Source organism: uncultured Polaribacter sp., assembly GCF_947500975.1.
GTDB lineage: Bacteria > Bacteroidota > Bacteroidia > Flavobacteriales > Flavobacteriaceae > Polaribacter.
This window is the reverse complement of record NZ_CANMUE010000005.1, coordinates 1-19,379: the sequence shown is the minus strand read 5'-3', so window position 1 is coordinate 19,379 and position 19,379 is coordinate 1. Positions and strand designations below refer to the sequence as shown.

14 protein-coding genes are annotated in these 19,379 nt (G+C 31.5%); 7 read left to right on the top strand and 7 right to left on the bottom strand.

Features of this window, described 5'->3' with window-relative positions; translation table 11 throughout:
• Positions 1-5: 5 nt before the first annotated feature.
• The 6 genes from Q0733_RS06925 to Q0733_RS06900 form a co-directional block, all read right to left on the bottom strand.
• Positions 6-830 carry an energy transducer TonB gene (locus Q0733_RS06925; RefSeq protein ID WP_298780584.1) on the bottom strand — a complete coding sequence of 275 codons (825 nt, stop codon included), beginning with the start codon at positions 828-830 and terminating at the stop codon, positions 6-8.
• A 3-nt stretch (positions 831-833) separates the two neighbouring features.
• Entirely contained in the window at positions 834-1,226 is a 393-nt protein-coding gene (locus Q0733_RS06920) for a biopolymer transporter ExbD (RefSeq protein WP_298780582.1), read from the bottom strand.
• Between the two features lie 89 nt (positions 1,227-1,315).
• Positions 1,316-1,996: a MotA/TolQ/ExbB proton channel family protein gene (locus tag Q0733_RS06915; protein ID WP_298780580.1), complete on the bottom strand. Its 681-nt coding sequence runs from the start codon at positions 1,994-1,996 to the stop codon at positions 1,316-1,318.
• 106 nt (positions 1,997-2,102) lie between these two features.
• Positions 2,103-3,599 (bottom strand): sodium/proton antiporter NhaB, encoded by a 1,497-nt coding sequence (gene nhaB / locus Q0733_RS06910; protein WP_298780578.1) that lies wholly within the window; start codon positions 3,597-3,599, stop codon positions 2,103-2,105.
• A gap of 23 nt (positions 3,600-3,622) precedes the next feature.
• Complete coding sequence (locus tag Q0733_RS06905; protein WP_298780575.1) at positions 3,623-4,849, bottom strand: Glu/Leu/Phe/Val dehydrogenase dimerization domain-containing protein; 1,227 nt, start codon at positions 4,847-4,849, stop codon at positions 3,623-3,625.
• Between the two features lie 176 nt (positions 4,850-5,025).
• Positions 5,026-6,087, bottom strand: coding sequence for an anhydro-N-acetylmuramic acid kinase (locus Q0733_RS06900; RefSeq protein WP_298780572.1), 1,062 nt, complete (start codon positions 6,085-6,087; stop codon positions 5,026-5,028).
• Between the two features lie 89 nt (positions 6,088-6,176).
• Between Q0733_RS06900 and Q0733_RS06895 the strand changes: the two genes are divergently transcribed.
• Complete coding sequence (locus Q0733_RS06895; RefSeq protein ID WP_298780569.1) at positions 6,177-7,319, top strand: acyl-CoA dehydrogenase; 1,143 nt, start codon at positions 6,177-6,179, stop codon at positions 7,317-7,319.
• Between the two features lie 233 nt (positions 7,320-7,552).
• Here Q0733_RS06895 and Q0733_RS06890 read toward each other — a convergent pair whose 3' ends face one another.
• Positions 7,553-8,335, bottom strand: a complete 783-nt coding sequence (locus Q0733_RS06890; RefSeq protein ID WP_298780567.1) for a tRNA pseudouridine(38-40) synthase TruA — start codon at positions 8,333-8,335, stop codon at positions 7,553-7,555.
• Positions 8,336-8,602: 267 nt separating this feature from the next.
• Here Q0733_RS06890 and Q0733_RS06885 point away from each other — a divergent pair, with 267 nt between their 5' ends.
• From Q0733_RS06885 to Q0733_RS06860, 6 genes are all read left to right on the top strand, one after another.
• Positions 8,603-9,589, top strand: coding sequence for an outer membrane beta-barrel protein (locus tag Q0733_RS06885; RefSeq protein WP_298780565.1), 987 nt, complete (start codon positions 8,603-8,605; stop codon positions 9,587-9,589).
• 40 nt (positions 9,590-9,629) lie between these two features.
• On the top strand, positions 9,630-10,937 hold the full coding sequence (locus Q0733_RS06880; protein WP_298780562.1) for an ammonium transporter: 1,308 nt from the start codon (positions 9,630-9,632) through the stop codon (positions 10,935-10,937).
• Positions 10,938-11,054: 117 nt separating this feature from the next.
• Positions 11,055-11,393 carry a P-II family nitrogen regulator gene (locus tag Q0733_RS06875; RefSeq protein WP_298780560.1) on the top strand — a complete coding sequence of 113 codons (339 nt, stop codon included), beginning with the start codon at positions 11,055-11,057 and terminating at the stop codon, positions 11,391-11,393.
• A gap of 15 nt (positions 11,394-11,408) precedes the next feature.
• Positions 11,409-12,635 carry an ammonium transporter gene (locus Q0733_RS06870; protein ID WP_298780557.1) on the top strand — a complete coding sequence of 409 codons (1,227 nt, stop codon included), beginning with the start codon at positions 11,409-11,411 and terminating at the stop codon, positions 12,633-12,635.
• 232 nt (positions 12,636-12,867) lie between these two features.
• A complete protein-coding gene (gene gltB, locus Q0733_RS06865) occupies positions 12,868-17,379 on the top strand; it encodes a glutamate synthase large subunit (RefSeq protein WP_298780555.1) in 4,512 nt (1,503 codons plus the stop codon).
• A gap of 4 nt (positions 17,380-17,383) precedes the next feature.
• Positions 17,384-18,847 (top strand): glutamate synthase subunit beta, encoded by a 1,464-nt coding sequence (locus tag Q0733_RS06860; protein ID WP_298780553.1) that lies wholly within the window; start codon positions 17,384-17,386, stop codon positions 18,845-18,847.
• The last annotated feature ends 532 nt before the right edge of the window (positions 18,848-19,379 follow it).

Here is a 19,379-nt window from a genome sequence, read left to right as displayed (position 1 = left end):
CGTGATTATTTAGATAAAGAAAACTTATAAATAATAGTTCCTATTTGTTTAGTAGGTGCTTTGAGGTCAGCATTCCAAGTTGTATTTAATGCAGCTTCTTTTGCTGGTTTTAACAAACAAAGAGCCGTATTTGTAGATCCCTTTACACCTGCTATTGCACTTATCACCTTTCCGTTTTTATCAACTTCTATCCTAACAACCACAACTCCTTCTTCTTCGCAATCAGGTTGCTCTTTGGGTTTTAACAAAGCTTTTCTTCCTGCTAAATTATAATTCCCACCGGATCCACTTCCTGTATTACCATAATACTTATTAGAATTTGGATCTCCGCTCTCTTTTCCTTTTACACCTTGTTCTTTATAATTACCTTCTCTTTTGGGTTTTCCATCTGATGAATTTCCATTTAGCAAATTATTTAAAGCATCTTGTGTTTCTTTTGATGGTTGTGGCTTAGGAACTTCTTCCTTAACTACCTCTTTTACTTCTTCTTTTACTGGCTCTTTTTTTACCTCTGTTTTTTCTATAACTGGCACTTCTTCTAAACTATCATCAGTAATAACGTCTTCCTTTATAATATCTTTAGAAACTTCTTTTGTATTCTCTACAACTTCTTCCTTTTCAACTACTTTTGGAGGAGCTATTTTCTTTATTTTTTCAACAGGTTTTCCACTTCCAACTTCTGAGTTCCCAAAATTAATTGCTAATCCATATTCTTCGGGTAGATCTAAATACTTCATCCCATAATTAAAAATAACAAACAACAAAAACAGCAAAAGTATTGCTGTTATAATTGCTGATTTTCTTTTATGTTTTGTATCTAAAACTGACATTTTTTATTTACCTTTTACAGCTAAAATCATTTTTAATTTATTCTTATTTGCAATATCAATTACTTTCATCACATTTTTATAAGGTACATCTTTATCTCCACGAATTACAATTGTTTTCTTTTTATCTGCGCCAACACTTTTTAAAATTTCATTTTCTAAACTAGACAAACTTACCTCTGTCTTATCAATATAAAAAAGAGATTTACCTGTAATTGTAACCGCAACAGATTTATTATTTTCAGTTTTCCCACCAGCTTTTGGCAGCAAAACATCAATAGCACTTACCGTTACTAAGGTTGATGTAAGCATAAAAAATATCAACAACAAAAAAACAATATCTGTCATTGACGACATATTAAATGTTGGATCTACTTTATTTCTTCCGCGTAAATTCATTTGTAAGTGATTAAATGATTAAAAAAATCAAAAATTAAAAAACGAGCTACTTCAAACGTTTTTCAATTCTGAAACTTTTTCATTATTTTTTATACTGGTTCGTTTAACAAATCTAAAAACTCAACAGATTTTGCCTCCATTTGATACACTACTTTATCTGTTTTTACCACTAAATGATTATAAGTAATGTAAGCAATAATACCCACAATTAAACCTCCAACCGTTGTTGTCATAGCAGTATACAATCCATCTGAAAGCATTTTAATATCTATTTGACCACCTGCATTTGCAATTGTGTGAATTGCAACAATCATTCCAATTACAGTTCCTAAAAAACCAATCATTGGTGCAGCACCTGCAATTGTTGCTAAAACACTAACATTTTTTTCTAACTGATAAACCTCTAATTTACCTGCGGTTTCAATGGCTGTATTTATATCATTTAAGGGTTTTCCAATTCTAGAAATTCCTTTTTCTATCAACCTTGCAGTTGGCGTGTTTTTACTTTTGCAAAGTTCTTTTGCCGATTCTAATTTACCTTGAGAAACATATTCTTTTATTTGATTCATAAAATTAACATCAACTTTTGATGCAGCTTTTATAGCAAAAAAACGTTCAAAATAAATATACAAGGCAACTGTTAACAGCACAAAAAGTATAGCTATTATTATTTGACCTCCAATACCACCATCCATAATTAATTTATAGATAGAAAGTGTTTTTTCTTGAACCATTTCGTTTGTTAATTCTTGACTTTCTTGTAAAGGCATATGTTTTATTTTTTTTAAATATTAACGATTGATTTTTAATTTAATTGCCTAAAAAAAATCCTGAACTTTAAATTCAGGATTTTTTTATAGTATTTGAATCAAATTTCTAAGATAAAACAACTTTTACCATTATATACCCTAAGCCTCCTAAAACAATAGTATAAGGCAATGCCATTTTTACCATTTTACCATAAGATAGATTTATTAACGGCGCTAGAGAGGAGGTTAACAAAAATAAAAATGCAGCTTGCCCATTTGGTGTTGCTACACTTGGTAAATTTGTACCAGTATTAATAGCAATAGCTAACTTTTCAAAATGTTCTCTTGATATTGTTCCTGCTTCAAATGCACTTTGCACTTCACCTATATAAACAGTTGCCACAAATACATTATCACTAATTGCTGATAAAAATCCGTTTGCTATATAAAATAAACCTGGTTGTGATGCTGGATCTTGCTTTAATGCCCAAGCAATTATTGGACTAAATAAATGCTGATCGTGAATCATAGCTACAATTACAAAGAAAACAACTAACAACCCAGTAAAAGGTAAAGCTTCTTCAAAAGCATGTCCTAAACTATGCTCTTCTATTATTCCCATAAAAGCAGTTTGAACAATTATTAAAGCTAAACCAATTAAACCAACTGGCGCTATATGTAATGCTAGACCTGCAATTAATAAAACTGCAGAAACACCTTGTACCATTAATCCATATTTTTCTTTATCTGAACGATTCTTATCTTCTTCTAAAGTATAACTCTCTATAATATCAGCAGCTACTTTAGGTAACTTTGCTCCAAAGCCAAAAGTTCCAGTTAACTCTAAAATTACAGTTGTTATTAAACCAGCTATTAATACAGGAATTGTAACTGGTGCCATTTGCAGAAAAAAATCAACAAAATTCCATCCTAAACGCTCACCTATTAATAAGTTTTGTGGTTCTCCTACCAAAGTACAAACCCCTCCTAAAGCAGTACCTACTACTCCATGCATTATTAAACTTCTTAAAAAACTACGAAACTGTTCTAATGTTTCACCACTTAATTCTGTTCTATCTAAAACACCATCTTTATCATAATCAGAAGAACTAGAATGAATTTTATGATATACTCCATAAAAACCTACAGCTACACTAATTAATACTGCCGTTACTGTTAATGCATCTAAAAAGGCCGATAATACTGCTGATAAAAAAACAAATAATAATGATAATACTACTTTTGATTTTATTTTAGTAAAAACCTTACTGAAAATAAACATCAATAAAGGTTTCATAAAATAGATACCCGCAACCATAAATACCAAAAGTAATACTACCTCTAGATTTTGATCTACTTCGTGATAAGCATTTTTAGGAGTTGTTAAACCTAAAGCTAGTGCTTGAATAGCTAATAAACCACCAGATTGTAAGGGGTAACATTTTAGTGCCATTGCAAGCGTAAAAATAAATTCACCTATAAAAAGCCAAGCAACTACGCTATGTGCAGTATGAGCTCCCATAAAAATTGGTAATACAAAATACAAAAGAGTATTCAAAACTAGAAACCCTATCATGGTCATTTTAAACCATTTTGGTGAATTTCCTAAAAAGTACTTAAACATATTATTATTATTTAATTATTATTTTATATTAATTCTTTCAAAGCGATTTCAAAAGCAGTTTCACTAATATTTGTTTTTTCAGACCTTTTTGCAAAAGTTTTTTCTAAAGCCTTTTTTATAACATTAGATGTATCATCAAAAATTGCTTTATCAGACATTTTAACTTTTCCTTCCATAAAATAAGCAAAAACTCTTGCCATTCCACAATTTGAAATAAAATCTGGAATTAAACTTACCTTTTTATCAGTGTCTTCCATAATAGAACCAAAGAAAATTTCTTTATCAGCAAAAGGTACATTTGCTCCACAAGATATTACTTCTAAACCAGAATCTATCATTTCATTTATCTGCTCTTGCTTAATTAGCCTTGAGGCTGCACAAGGTGCAAAAATTTCACAAGATAAATTCCAAATTTTTGAATTTACTTCTTCAAAGGAAATCATATTTTGCGCGACTAAAGTATTACCATTTTTGTTTAAAAACAACTCTTTTATCTCATCAAAAGAAAAACCTTCTTCATTTATAACACCACCATCTCTATCAATAATACCTACAACTTTAGCCCCCATTTGCGCTAAATAAAATGCTGCAGCCGAACCCACATTTCCAAAACCTTGAACCACAGCCCTTTTACCAACTACAGATCCACCATAAATATCGTAATAATGACGTACAGCTTCTGCAACACCAAAACCAGTAATCATATCTGCAACTGTATATTTTCTTTTAGTTGATGGAGATAAATTTTCATCTTCTAAAACTTTAATTACACCATGTCTTAATTGACCAATTCTGTTAATTTTATCTGCTTCTGTTGGTTTAAAATGACCATTAAAAACACCTTCTTGCGGATGCCAAACACCACTTTCTTCAGTAATCGGAATTACTTCATGAATTTCATCAACATTTAAATCTCCTCCTGTTCCGTAATAATTTTTTAATAACGGCGCAACTGCTTTATACCAACGTTCTAAAACTCCTTTTTTTCTTGGATCGTGTGGGTTAAAATTAATACCAGATTTTGCTCCTCCAATTGCTGGTCCAGAAACGGTAAATTTTACTTCCATTGTTTTTGCCAATGACAAAACTTCGTTCATATCTAACCCTTCACGCATTCTTGTTCCGCCACCGGCAGCACCGCCTCTTAAAGAGTTGATAACCGTCCAACCTTCTGCTTCTGTTTCTGGATCTTTCCAATTAAAAACAATTTCTGGCTTCTTATTTTCGTATATTTTTAATAATTCTTTCATCTTTAAATTTTAAATAAATTAACTCTAGTGTACTTTTTTTATACTCTTATTTCGAATAAAATCCCCTGCAGGGGAAAAGCTAAAGTTGATTCATTTTAAAAAAATTAAAAAATATTATTTAGATTATACGTTACAAAATTACAGTAAAAAAAATGATTGCTCAATTTTTTTTATTCTCACTTAGGATAATAAATTTTTCCGGATGAATGATTCTCACTAGCGCCCGTTACAGACTTTAAACAATTTACTTGATTTTCAAGCTTTAGCAAACCTAAAAAAGCAAAAATCAATGCTTCTTTAAACTCTATAAATTCTTTATTTGGTATTATAATTTCAATATTTTTAAAGGTCTTTATTTTTGAAATTAAATACTTATTGTAAGTACCTCCACCAGTTAAAAGAACTTTTGCGCCTTTATGAATTGGTTTGGCAATTGCCCATGCAATATGATCTGTAAACGTTTTTAAAAGGTCTTCTGGTTTTCTTTTAGAAGACTCTAGTTTTGGAAAGATTTCTTTCTCTACCCACTCTAACCCTAATGATTTTGGAGGTTTTTGTTGATAAAAATCTAACATTCTTAAATCTGCTTCTAGTTGCATTAAAAATGTACCTGAAGCAGCAATTTTTCCTTCATCGTCATAATTGAAACCTAATTGTTCCGCATATTTATTCAACACAATATTTACAGCACAAATATCAAAAGCAATTCTTTTATTTTCCTTTTTGTAAGAAATATTTGCAAATCCGCCAAGATTTAAACAATAATCATATTCAGAAAACAACAACTCATCTCCAATAGGTACCAAAGGTGCACCTTGCCCACCTAACTGTACATCTTGCGTTCTAAAATCGCAAATTACTTTTTGTTTTGTTTTATCTGCAATTATTTGTCCATCACCAACTTGAAGCGTGATTCCTTTTTCTGGTTGATGCAAAATTGTATGTCCGTGTGAAGCAATAAAATCGATCTTTTTAATTTGAAATTTACTGATAAAATCATTTAAAACATCACCTAAAAGATAACCATAATCAATATTTAACTTGGTTAATTCATCTTTAGAAAAATGAATTCCATTTTGCAGCTTTTTTTTCCAATCATCAGCATAAGAAATTGTTTCTGCATAAATTATTTCAAAATCTTTGTAATTATTCTTATTGAACTTTACATAAACCAAATCGATGCCATCTAAAGAAGTACCTGACATTAACCCGATAGAAAAAACTTCACTTTTATTCATATTTGTCAAAATTAACAAAAGTCTAATGAAAAAATGTTACGAAATCGATATCTTTGAGTTTTAAGATTTCAAATTTAACAAAAAGATACATGGATTTTAGTTTAACAGAAGAGCACATCATGATACGTGATGCCGCAAGAGATTTTGCACAAACAGAATTACTTCCTGGAGTAATAGAAAGAGATAACAAACAAGAATTTCCACAAGAATTAGTGAAAAAAATGGGAGATTTGGGCTTTTTAGGAATCATGGTAGATCCTAAATATGGAGGAAGTGGAATGGATGCAATTTCTTACGTATTAATTATGGAAGAACTTTCTAAAATTGATGCTTCTGCTTCTGTTATGGTTTCTGTAAACAACTCACTAGTTTGTTATGGTTTAGAAGCTTATGGTAATGAAGAACAAAAACAAAAATATTTAACAAAATTAGCAACAGGGGAGTTTATTGGGGCTTTTTGTTTAAGTGAACCAGAAGCTGGTTCTGACGCAACATCACAAGCAACTACAGCTGAAGACAAAGGAGATCATTATGTAATTAACGGAACAAAAAACTGGATTACAAATGGTGGGCGTTCTGATGTTTATTTGGTAATAGCACAAACTGATAGAGAAAAAGGCCATAGAGGAATCAATGCTTTTATTGTTGAAAAAGGAACTGAGGGTTTTCATATTGGGCCTAAAGAAGATAAACTAGGTATTAGAGGTTCAGATACACACACCTTGCAATTTAATGATGTAAAAGTGCCAAAAGAAAACAGAATTGGCGAAGATGGTTTTGGGTTTAAATTTGCTATGAAAACACTTTCTGGTGGTAGAATTGGTATTGCAGCACAAGCTTTAGGAATTGCGGCTGGAGGTTACGAATTGGCCTTAAAATACTCTAAAGAGCGTAAAGCTTTTGGTACAGAGATTTGCAATCATCAAGCAATTGCATTCAAATTAGCAGACATGTATACAGAAATTGAAGCTGCAAGAATGCTGGTTATGAAAGCTGCTTGGGACAAAGATCAAGGTAATAATTACGATATGTCTTCTGCAATGGCAAAACTATACGCATCTAAAGTTGCTATGGAACAAACTGTAGAAGCTGTGCAAATTCACGGTGGTAATGGTTTTGTAAAAGAATATCACGTAGAGCGTTTAATGCGAGATGCAAAAATTACACAGATTTATGAAGGAACTTCAGAAATACAAAAAATAGTAATTTCTAGAGGTGTTATTAAAGGATAACTTACTCATTATCTATTACATTCGAAAATCCATCTTTTTTAAATGATGGATTTTTTTTGAGCATGTTTTTGTAAAAAACAAAAAACACGCTATCCATTATATCTTTTTATGATGACTTTATTTCAGCTTTTTTAAATTTTAAAATACAACAATATAAAAAAAAGGCACACCAACTATTTAGATAAACATAAAAAGGATGCCATTTCTATCGCTCATGCAAGCTTGCTTGCCAACTATGGTAACAATTCAATATTATAGAGTTGCAAGCCAGAAGAAGGAGCGATATTTCGTAAAAAATTTCTATCATTATCTTCTTTTAAAGAATTCTCAATAAAAGTTAAATCTAAATTTCCTTTGCCTAATTCAAAAAGTGTTGCCATCATCAACCTAATTTGGTACCTTAAAAATCCTTTTCCTTTCACCTTTAATACATAGGACACTTCTGGAAAAAAGTTTGCAGTTAAAATATCATTCTTTTCAATTTTGCATGAATCAATAGTTCTTTTAAAAATAGTATTTGCAGAAGGCTTTGTACAATATTTATGAAAATAATGTTCGCCTTCAAACAACTTTGCACCTGCTTTCATAATACTTATATCTAAGTTCTCAGGAATATTTACCAAAAGAGGCGCCGAAAATGGATGATTTTTCTCACCAAAAGAAAAGTAATAATGGTATTCTTTTATTTTAGGAGCGTTAATTATATTATAAGCTCTATCAACTTGATGAATAGATATTGCTTTAAAATCAGCAGAAAAATTAAAATTTAAAGATTTCATAAAAAAAGCTTCATTTATTAATATATCTGTAAACATTTGAATATAATAAGTATTTGCAGAAACTTTAGCATCAGTTCTACCCACACCAACAGTTTTATAGCTAACATCTTTAAAAACAAATGATAATGATTTATCAACCATATCGTGTAAAGTCTTAGCGTTTGTTTGTTTTTGCCATCCAGAAAAACGAAAACCTAAAAATTGAAGTTCTACAAGGTAAGAAAATGTGTATTTCATAACGCAAAAATACAATAATTACATATTTTTTTATAAAAAGTGCATTTTTATGAATATCCTAAAATTATATACCTCTTTTTTGCAAACATAATATTTAGAACCCTACAGATACCCAAAAATAAACTTATCTCAATTTTACCCCTCTTTTTTTGAGGGGCATACCTTAAAATACAGCATTTCACAAAAATAGCCCCCTTGTTAGTTTCAATTAAATATTTACATTTGACACGTTCAATTAAAAAAAACATAAACTAAAAGAACATTATTATGAAGAAAATTATTTTAACTTTATTATTAGCAAGTAGTGTAATAATTAATGCACAGGAAGAAGACAAAGGAACATTTTCATTAAGTGGAACTGTAGATGTTTATCATAGCAGTAACTTAAAAAGTGGTTCTCCAGGTTCTGTAGGTATTTTATCTGACGTAGCTGCAAATGGATTTGGATTAGGAATGGTAAATACAATTTTTTCTTACGAAAAAGGAAAAGCTGGTGTAGTTGCAGATTTAGCTTATGGACCAAGAGCGAATGCTGCGAATGCATACAATGGAGCAATCAATCAATTATATGCTTACTATAATGCATCTGAAAAAGTTACTTTAACTTTAGGTCAGTTTAATACTTTTTATGGTTATGAGGTTATATCTCCAGCATCAAACTTTAACTATTCTGTATCTTATTTATTTAATGCAGGACCTTTTTCTCATACAGGTTTAAAAGTAGATTATGCTGCAACAGAAGATTTATCTTTTATGTTTGCTTTAACAAACCCTCATGGAATAACTCAAGGATCTAACCCAGGTAACGATTACCAATTAGGCTTTCAAGCTGGTTATAAAGGTCAATACTTTAACTTAGCTTACGGAGCTGATGGATTTGGATTTACTGATGTATTATATTTAGATTATACAGGTGGATTTGATCTTTCAGAAACTTTTTACTTAGGGTTAAATGCTGCTTATGCAAACTCTAGTGATGCTGATGCAGGATACCAAGGTGTAGCATTATACTTACAAAACAAATTTTCAGACAAATTCTCTTTAGGATTAAGACCAGAATTTTTTACAACAACTTCTGGAGCTGGAGATGCTAATGTGTCTGCATTTACCTTAACAGGAAACTTATCATTAACAGAAAGCTTAAACATTATTCCAGAAATTAGAATTGATTCATCATCAGATTTAATTATACCTGGCTTCCCAACAGAAAAAAGTATGTCTGGAGCAACTTTAGCTGCTGTATACTCTTTCTAAGAGAAGATAAAACTTTAATTACTAACTAAAATCAACAAATATGAGTTTATTATTAACATTATTTCAAGAAGCTCCGGTTTCTGAAGCTGCAAAAGTTTTAGAGCAAGTAAACGGAGATATGGGAATGCTTTGGATGCTAATTGCAGGTATCTTGGTATTCTTAATGCAAGCTGGATTTACTTTAGTTGAATCTGGAATGACAAGAGCAAAAAATGCAGTTAACATTGCAATGAAAAATTTACTAGACATTTGTGTAGGATCAATAACATTTTGGTTAGTTGGTTATTCTTTAATGTATGGTGATACTTCTAACGGGTGGTTCTTCTGGAGTGGTTTATTCCAAGGTGAAGGAGCAGATTTATTCTTTCAAACAATGTTTGCTGCAACAACAGCTACAATTGTATCTGGAGCAATTGCTGGTAGAACAAAATATACTACATACATTATTTTCTCTTTAGTAATGACTGCAGTTATCTACCCTATTTCAGGAGGTTGGGAATGGAACGGTGGATGGTTGAATAATACTGATGGTATAATGCCAGCTGAATTTATTGACTTTGCCGGTTCTTCAATTGTACACTCTGTAGGTGGATGGGCTGCTTTAGTAGCTGCATTTATGGTAGGTCCTAGAATTGGAAAATTTGTAGATGGTAAAGTATTACCTATACCTGGTCATAATCAAATATTAGCAACTTTAGGGGTATTTATCCTTTGGTTTGGATGGTTTGGTTTTAACGGAGGATCTCAATTAGCTTGGGGTGGTGCTGACGCAATTGGAGCTTCAAACGTAGTTTTAATTACCAACTTAGCTGCTGCTGCTGGAGGTTTAGGAGCTTTAATTACAACTTGGATCTGGTATGGTAAACCAAACTTAGGACAAACATTAAATGGAGCTTTAGCCGGTTTAGTAAGTATTACCGCTGGTTGTGGTAACATGACTGCTGGCGGATCTGTTCTTGCCGGTTTAATTGGTGGTATCATAGTTGTATTCTCTATAGAATTTGTAGAGAAAAAATTAAAAATTGATGATGCTATTGGTGCTTTTTCTGTTCATGGTGTAGCAGGAGTTTGGGGTACTTTAGTAATCGGACTTTGGGGTGTAGATGGTGATACTGGTATTGGATTATTCAATGGTGGTGGTGGTGCACAATTAGGTGCACAAGCAATAGGAGTTATTGCATATGCAGTTTGGGCTGTTGTTTTATCTTTCATTGTTCTAGCAATATTAAAAGCTACAATGGGATTACGTGTTACTAAAGAAGTAGAAATTGAAGGATTAGATATTTCTGAACATGGATCAATTGCTTACCCTGGAAAAAGAGTAAGAGAATTTGAAGAAGATAAATAAAATTTCATTTTTAAATTAAAAAAATCACACAACTTTTATTAGTTGTGTGATTTTTACATGTAAGATTATTTTTTATTATTTTTCCATAAAATTAGAAACGAACAAACAAATTTTATCATGAAAAAAATCGAAGCAATTATTAGAAAATCAAAATTTAGAGCTTTAAAAGAAGCATTGCACAAAGTTGGTGTAAATTTCTTTTCTTATTGGGATGTTACTGGTCTTGGAAATGAAAAAGAAGGACACGTATATAGAGGTGTAAGCTACAGTACTAGCGATATTCAAAGAAGACACATAGCTATTGTTGTAAATGATAATTTTGAAGAAATTACAATAAAAACCATATTAGACGCTGCTAGCACAGGAGAGGTTGGAGATGGAAAAATATTTGTGAGTGACATCAAAGAAGCTTACAGAATAAGAACAGGAGAAAAAGGTGGAGAAACCTTAAACTAACTATTAAAACTTACAATGGAATTACTTACAACAAACAATGTATGGATGATGATCTGTACCGCACTAGTTTTCTTTATGCACTTAGGCTTTGCATTTTTAGAAATTGGATTAACTAGACAAAAAAACACAATCAATATTTTATTTAAAAATATTTTTATCATTACAGTTGGGTTATTACTATACTACATAGCAGGTTTCAACTTAATGTATCCTGAATTTGCAGATGGTTCTGCTGGGTTTATAGATTTTGCTGGGTTTGGTATTGCTCCTCCAGAAAACGGTATGACACCAGATTACGCTGATGGCGGATATACATGGTGGACAGATTTCTTATTCCAGGGTATGTTTGCCGCAACTGCTGCTACAATTGTATCTGGAGCTGTTGCTGAACGAATGAAAATTGGTCCTTTTATGATTTTCACATTACTTTATGTAGGGCTTGTATACCCTATTGCTGGTTCATGGAAATGGGGTGGTGGATTCTTAGATCAAATGGGATTCTATGATTTTGCTGGTTCTACTTTAGTACATTCTGTTGGTGGCTGGGCGGCTTTAGTTGCTGTTTACCTATTAGGTTCTCGTATTGGTAAATTTAAAGACGGAAAACCACAAGCTATTCCAGGACATAATATACCATTAGCTACTGCTGGTGTATTAATTCTTTGGTTAGGATGGTTTGGTTTTAATGGGGGTTCTGTACTTTCTGCTGATCCAGAATTAACATCTTTAACTTTAGTTACAACATGTTTAGCCGCTGCAGCTGGTGGTGTGGTTGCTGCTACAGTATCTTTTATAAAATATAAGAATTTAGATTTAACAATGTTCTTAAATGGTATTTTAGGTGGTTTAGTAGGTATTACTGCCGGAGCTGATGTAATGACACCAGAAAGTGCTATTATTATTGGGGCAATTGCTGGTACATTAATTGTATTTGCTGTTGCTTTTGTTGACGCTATAAAATTAGATGATCCAGTTGGAGCTATCGCGGTACACTTAATTTGTGGTATTTGGGGAACTTTAGCTGTGGGTATTTTCTCAACCAACCCAGAACATACATTCTTAATTCAATTAACAGGTGTTGCTTGTTATGCTGCATTCTGTATCATATCTTCTTTCTTAATAATTTATACACTTAAGAAAGTTACAGGAATTAGAGTTTCAGAAAAAGAAGAATTAGAGGGTTTAGATGCTCACGAACATGGTATGGATGCATACCCAGATTTTAGATTAAACGAACACTAATAATTTATAGTAAAAATTATTATTACTAATAAAAAAGAACTGTAAATTAAATTTACAGTTCTTTTTGCGTTTATAAATTTTATCATATTCATAAATTTTTAAGCTTAAATTATCATTTTTAAATTTATTGTATCAATAATTTATTTTCAATGTAAAAATTTTATCAAAAAGTATAAATCAATACATTATTCCTAACAAAATTTATAATTTAGCCAGCATAATTCAATACAAAATGAAGAAACAAGGCTTATATTTACCAGAATTTGAACACGAAAATTGTGGTGCAGGTTTTATTTGTAATTTAAATGGAGATAAAACAAATCAAATTATACATGATGCGTTAGAAATTCTAGTAAAATTAGAACATAGAGGTGGTGTTAGTGCAGATGGAAAAACTGGTGATGGAGCTGGTTTATTAATTGATATTCCTCATGATTATTTCAAACGTGTGTGTGACTTTATTTTACCCGAACAAAGAGAGTATGCTGTTGGAATGGTTTTTTTACCTAAGGTAGAAAATCAATATGATTTTTGTAAAACTACTTTTGAAAACCAAGTCAAAGAACAAGGCCTTTCTATTTTAGGATGGAGAAAAGTCCCTGTAGATCCAACACAATTAGGGGAAATTGCGTTAGCATCTGAACCAAATATAGAACAACTTTTTATAGGTAAAACCGATATAATAGATGAAGCTACATTTAAAGCAAAATTATATGCAGCACGTAAAATAACTGAACATGAAATCAGAAATTCAAAAATTTCTGAGAGTGATTATTTTTATGTTCCAAGTTTATCTATAACAACAATTATATACAAGGGTATAATTATGCCTGAAGATATTGGGCCTTATTATAAAGACTTACAAGAAATAGATTTAGTTACTCGTTTAGCATTAGTACACCAACGTTTTTCTACAAATACAATGCCTACTTGGGAGTTAGCGCAACCATTTAGACACATGTGTCAAAATGGAGAAATCAATACTTTAAGAGGTAATGTCAGTAGAATGCGTGTACGTGAAGAAATCATGAAAAGCGATGTTTTTGGTGCACAAATAGAGAAACTGTTTCCTATTATTTTACCAGGTAAATCTGATTCTGCTTCTATGGACATGGTTGTAGAATTATTAACACATACAGGGCGTTCATTACCAGAAATTATGATGATGATGATACCTGAAGCTTGGGAAAAACACGCCACAATGTCTAAAGAGCGAAAAGCTTTTTATGAATATAATGGTTGTATTATGGAACCTTGGGATGGTCCAGCTTCTGTGCCTTTTACAGACGGAGATTACATAGGTGCTTTATTAGACAGAAATGGTTTAAGACCATCTAGATATACAGTTACAAAAAGTGGTAAATTAATAATGTCTTCAGAAATTGGTGTTGTAGATGTAGCTCCAGAAGACGTTAAAGAGCACGGTAGATTAGAGCCAGGAAAAATGTTTTTGGTGGATATGAATGAAGGGCGAATTATTGAAGATGAAGAAATAAAAAGTAAAATTGTTTCTGAAAGACCATATCAAGAATGGTTAGACAAAACACGTTTACAATTAAAAGACCTTCCTTATACTAGCGAAACTTGCCCTATTGAAACAATTGACATTAAAACACGTCAACGTTTATTTAATTACACTTTTGAAGATATTCAAGAAGTAATTACACCAATGGCACAAGTTGGTAAAGAAGCCCTAGGTTCTATGGGAATTGATACTCCTTTAGCTGTTTTATCAGATAGACCACAATTAATATCTAACTATTTTAAGCAATTATTTGCACAAGTTACAAATCCACCTTTAGATGGAATTCGCGAAAATATTGTAACAGATATTAGTTTAAACTTAGGAAAAGATAGAAATATTTTCAGTATTTCAGAGAGACAATGTAGAAAACTTGGTATTCAAAACCCAGTCATTTCTAATGCCGATTTAGAAAAAATAAGAAGTATAGATATTGAAAGTTTTAAAACAGAAACTATTGAAATTTTATATCCAAAAGCAAAAGGGCTAAATGGATTAGAAGACGCTTTAGATGACATTGTTATTCAAATAGAAAAAGCAATAGAAAGAAAAACTAATATTATTATTCTTTCAGATAGAGGTGTAAACCAAGAGTATGCCCCTATCCCTGCTCTATTAGCTTGTTCATACGTAAATCATCAATTAAATAGATTAAGAAAACGTTCTTATTTTGATATCATAATTGAATCTGCAGAACCACGTGAACCACATCATTTTGCAACTTTATTTGGATATGGAGCAAGTGCTATAAACCCTTATATGGTTAATGAAATCATTAGAAAGCAAGTTAAAGATGGTTTTATTACTGGTATGGATGAACAAAAAGCTGTAGATAATTTTAATGTAGCTATTGGAAAAGGAATCTTAAAAGTGATGAACAAAATAGGAATATCAACACTACATTCCTACAGAGGTTCTCAAATTTTCGAAATTGTAGGTTTTAACTCTCAATTTGTAGAAAAATATTTTCCTTATACTGCTTCAAGAATTGAAGGTATTGGTTTATATGAAATAGAAAAAGAAATAGATCAACGTTATAAACAAGCGTATCCAGATAATCAAATTGATAAAAATTTAAGTTTAAACATTGGTGGAGATTATAGATGGAGAAGAAATGGAGAACGTCATTTATTTAATCCAACAACCGTTTCTAAATTACAACAAGCTGTAAGATTAAGTGATCAAGCAAGCTATGATGTTTACGCAAAAGCAATAAACGAACAATCAGAAAATTTGATGACAATTCGTGGTTTGTTTGAGTTTGATAACTTAGATCCAATACCGTTAGAAGAAGTAGAACCTTGGACAGAAATTGTAAAACGTTTTAAAACCGGAGCAATGTCTTATGGATCAATTTCTAGAGAAGCACATGAAAACTTAGCAATTGCGATGAATAGAATTGGAGGGAAATCTAATTCTGGAGAAGGTGGTGAAGATAGAAAACGTTTTCAAAAAGACATAAATGGTGATAGCAGAAACTCTGCAATAAAACAAGTTGCTTCTGGTAGATTTGGCGTTACATCTCATTACTTATCAAACGCAAAAGAAATTCAAATTAAAATGGCACAAGGTGCTAAACCTGGTGAAGGTGGTCAATTACCTGGCTATAAAGTTTTACCTTGGATTGCTTCTGCGAGAAACTCAACACCTTTTGTAGGATTGATTTCTCCTCCTCCACATCATGATATTTATTCAATTGAAGATTTAGCACAATTAATTTTCGATTTAAAAAATGCAAATCGTGAAGCTAGAGTTAATGTAAAATTAGTTTCTGAAGTTGGTGTAGGTACAATTGCTGCTGGTGTTGCAAAAGCAAAAGCAGATGTAGTTTTAATTGCTGGTTATGATGGAGGAACAGGTGCATCACCTTTAACATCATTAAAACACGCAGGTTTACCTTGGGAACTTGGTTTAGCTGAAGCACAACAAACGTTAGTAATGAACGACTTACGTAGTAGAATTGTTGTTGAATGTGATGGCCAATTAAAAACTGGTAGAGATGTAGCTATAGCTGCCTTATTAGGTGCAGAAGAATTTGGTTTTGCCACAGCTCCTTTAGTAGCATCTGGCTGTATTATGATGCGTAAATGTCATTTAAACACCTGCCCAGTAGGAATAGCAACTCAAGACAAAGAATTACGTAAAAACTTTAAAGGAACACCTGAACATGTTATTAATTTCTTCTTTTACATTGCTGAAGAATTAAGAAAAATAATGGCACAATTAGGTTTTAGAACTTTAGAAGAAATGGTTGGTCAAACTCATAAAATAAATGCCAACAAAGCAATAAAACATTATAAAGCAAAAGGATTAGATTTATCTAGTATTTTACACAGACCAACATCTTATAAAGACATGACGGTTAGAAATACTGAAAAACAAGATCATAATTTAGAGGAGGTTTTAGATTTTACAATCTTAAAAGATTCTCATAGAGCTTTATACAGAAAAGAAAAAACTAACCTATCTTATCCTATAAAAAATACTGACAGAACAGTAGGGGCAATTGTTAGTAATGAGATATCAAAAATTTATGGACATTTAGGTCTACCAGAAGACACTTTAAATATTAATTATACTGGTTCAGCTGGTCAAAGTTTTGGTGCATTTGGAGCATTTGGATTAACTTTTATTTTAGAAGGAAACTCTAACGATTATTTAGGTAAAGGTTTATCTGGAGCAAAATTAATTGTTAAAAAACCTACTAAAGCAGACTTTTTAGCAGAAGAAAATATAATTGTCGGAAACGTTTGTTTGTTTGGAGCAGTTAATGGTCAAGCCTATATTAATGGTATAGCTGGTGAGCGTTTTGCCGTAAGAAATTCAGGAGCAACAGCAGTAGTTGAGGGAGTTGGAGATCATTGTTGTGAATATATGACAGGTGGTAAAGTTGTTGTACTTGGTAAAACAGGAAGAAATTTTGCGGCAGGTATGAGTGGTGGAATTGCATATGTGTATGACCCTGATAACAAATTTGTAAATGGTCTATGCAATACTGAAACTATAGAATTTGAAACAATTACTGATGAAGATGCTGCAGATTTAAAAGCTACAATTCAAGATCATGTATTATATACTGATAGTAAAAAAGGAAGTAAATTGTTAGAAGACTGGGAAACAAGTTTAAAAAACTTTGTAAGAGTAATGCCAACCGAATATAAGAAAGCATTAATAAGATTAGAAACAGAAGAACCAATGGTTGAAGAATTAACAACAGCATAATGTCATGGGAAAAGTAACAGGATTTAAAGAATTTGAAAGACAGGATGAAAAATACAATTCTGTAAAAGATCGTATAAAAAATTATAACGAGTTTACAGTTCCTCTTTCTGAAAAGGAAATTACAAAACAAGGTTCTCGTTGTATGGATTGCGGTATTCCATTTTGCCATAGTGGATGTCCATTAGGAAATTTAATTCCAGACTTTAATCATATGGTACACCAAGGTGAATGGAAAAAAGCATCATGGATACTACATTCTACAAATAATTTTCCAGAATTTACAGGAAGACTATGTCCTGCACCTTGTGAAAAAGCTTGTGTATTAGGTATCATAGAAGATCCAGTATCTATTGAGAACATTGAAAAAAACATAGTTGAACGTGCTTTTAAAGAAGGATGGATAAAACCACAACCTCCAAAAAATAGAACAGATAAAACTATTGCAATTGTAGGATCTGGCCCTGCAGGTTTAGCTGCAGCACAACAATTAAATAGAGCTGGTCATACGGTTACTGTTTTTGAAAGAGATGATGAAGTTGGTGGTTTATTACGTTACGGAATACCAAACTTTAAAATGGAAAAAGGTATCATAGACAGACGTGTTGCAATTTTAGAAGCTGAAGGTATCACTTTTAAAACTAATGTAAACGTTGGTGTAAATTATGATGTTGAAGAACTAAAATCATTTGATTCGATTGTACTTTGTGGAGGCGCTACAGAAAGAAGATCATTACCAACACCAGGAATAGATGCTGATGGTGTTGTACAGGCAATGGATTTCTTAACACAACAAACAAAAGTAATATTTGGTAAAGATGTAAAGGATCAAGTAATGGCTACAGATAAAAATGTAATTGTTATTGGTGGTGGAGACACTGGATCAGATTGTATTGGTACATCAAATAGGCATGGAGCAAAGTCAGTAGTAAATTTTGAAATAATGCCAAAGCCTCCTGGTCATCGTTCTCCAACAACACCTTGGCCATTTTGGCCATTACAATTAAAAACATCTTCTTCACATCAAGAAGGTGTAGAGCGTAATTGGTTAATCAATACTAAAGAATTTATCAAAAATAAAGAAGGAAAATTAACTGCACTTAAGACAGTAAATGTTGAATGGAAAATGATTCCTGGCCAAAGACCTCAATTAATAGAAATAGAAGGTACAGAGAAAACCTGGCCTTGTGATTTAGCTTTATTAGCACTTGGTTTTACTGGACCAGAGAGTACTCTAGCTGATAAATTAGGTGTAAATAAAGATGCTAGATCTAATTATAAAGCTGAATATGGTAAATACCAAACTAATATTCCAAATATATTTACAGCCGGTGATATGCGTCGTGGGCAATCATTAATTGTATGGGCAATTTCAGAAGGAAGAGAAGCTGCACGTCAAGTAGATTTGTATCTAATGGGAAAATCAACATTACCTTCTAAAGATATTTCTGGTGATTTAGTTGCAATGTAATATTAACAGTCTTAAAACTTATAATTTATAACCTTTTTAAGATTTATTATTAAATTAATAACTAAAGGTAGTGATAATTAAATCACTGCCTTTTTTTAGTTTATATAATTTGTTTGACCTTAATTTAATTAGAAATCAATTTATAATTAATGTAAATTTACGTAGGCACAATTAAGGATGTAATATTTTGACTACAAACAAGTTAACACGTGGTGAATATGTTTTTTACTCTCTTTAGATTGTCTCTTTTACCGTCATAGATAAAGTCAAAAAAAATTTACTATAATATCAAATAACAATTAATATTATACACATAAAATAAGTGTGCATAATTAATTTTGATACAAAAGTTGATGTGATGATTAATATAATTAATTGTTTCCTTAAAACAAGATCATAGAGCCAGTTTTAAAACTATAAGATATACCCAATTAGTTTGGTATAATAGACTTGTGAAACATCAAATAATTATATTTTAGATTTATTGTATAAAAAAACCTCAATTCAAGAAGAATTGAGGTTTATAAATCTT

What these genes read in the sequence shown, in the direction of transcription:
- Q0733_RS06925 (WP_298780584.1), bottom strand. Translation starts at nt 830, where the DNA reads ATGTCAGTTTTAGATACAAAACATAAAAGAAAATCAGCAATTATAACA.
- Q0733_RS06920 (WP_298780582.1), bottom strand. Translation starts at nt 1,226, where the DNA reads ATGAATTTACGCGGAAGAAATAAAGTAGATCCAACATTTAATATGTCG.
- Q0733_RS06915 (WP_298780580.1), bottom strand. Translation starts at nt 1,996, where the DNA reads ATGCCTTTACAAGAAAGTCAAGAATTAACAAACGAAATGGTTCAAGAA.
- nhaB (WP_298780578.1), bottom strand. Translation starts at nt 3,599, where the DNA reads ATGTTTAAGTACTTTTTAGGAAATTCACCAAAATGGTTTAAAATGACC.
- Q0733_RS06905 (WP_298780575.1), bottom strand. Translation starts at nt 4,849, where the DNA reads ATGAAAGAATTATTAAAAATATACGAAAATAAGAAGCCAGAAATTGTT.
- Q0733_RS06900 (WP_298780572.1), bottom strand. Translation starts at nt 6,087, where the DNA reads ATGAATAAAAGTGAAGTTTTTTCTATCGGGTTAATGTCAGGTACTTCT.
- Q0733_RS06895 (WP_298780569.1), top strand. Translation starts at nt 6,177, where the DNA reads ATGGATTTTAGTTTAACAGAAGAGCACATCATGATACGTGATGCCGCA.
- Q0733_RS06890 (WP_298780567.1), bottom strand. Translation starts at nt 8,335, where the DNA reads ATGAAATACACATTTTCTTACCTTGTAGAACTTCAATTTTTAGGTTTT.
- Q0733_RS06885 (WP_298780565.1), top strand. Translation starts at nt 8,603, where the DNA reads ATGAAGAAAATTATTTTAACTTTATTATTAGCAAGTAGTGTAATAATT.
- Q0733_RS06880 (WP_298780562.1), top strand. Translation starts at nt 9,630, where the DNA reads ATGAGTTTATTATTAACATTATTTCAAGAAGCTCCGGTTTCTGAAGCT.
- Q0733_RS06875 (WP_298780560.1), top strand. Translation starts at nt 11,055, where the DNA reads ATGAAAAAAATCGAAGCAATTATTAGAAAATCAAAATTTAGAGCTTTA.
- Q0733_RS06870 (WP_298780557.1), top strand. Translation starts at nt 11,409, where the DNA reads ATGGAATTACTTACAACAAACAATGTATGGATGATGATCTGTACCGCA.
- gltB (WP_298780555.1), top strand. Translation starts at nt 12,868, where the DNA reads ATGAAGAAACAAGGCTTATATTTACCAGAATTTGAACACGAAAATTGT.
- Q0733_RS06860 (WP_298780553.1), top strand. Translation starts at nt 17,384, where the DNA reads ATGGGAAAAGTAACAGGATTTAAAGAATTTGAAAGACAGGATGAAAAA.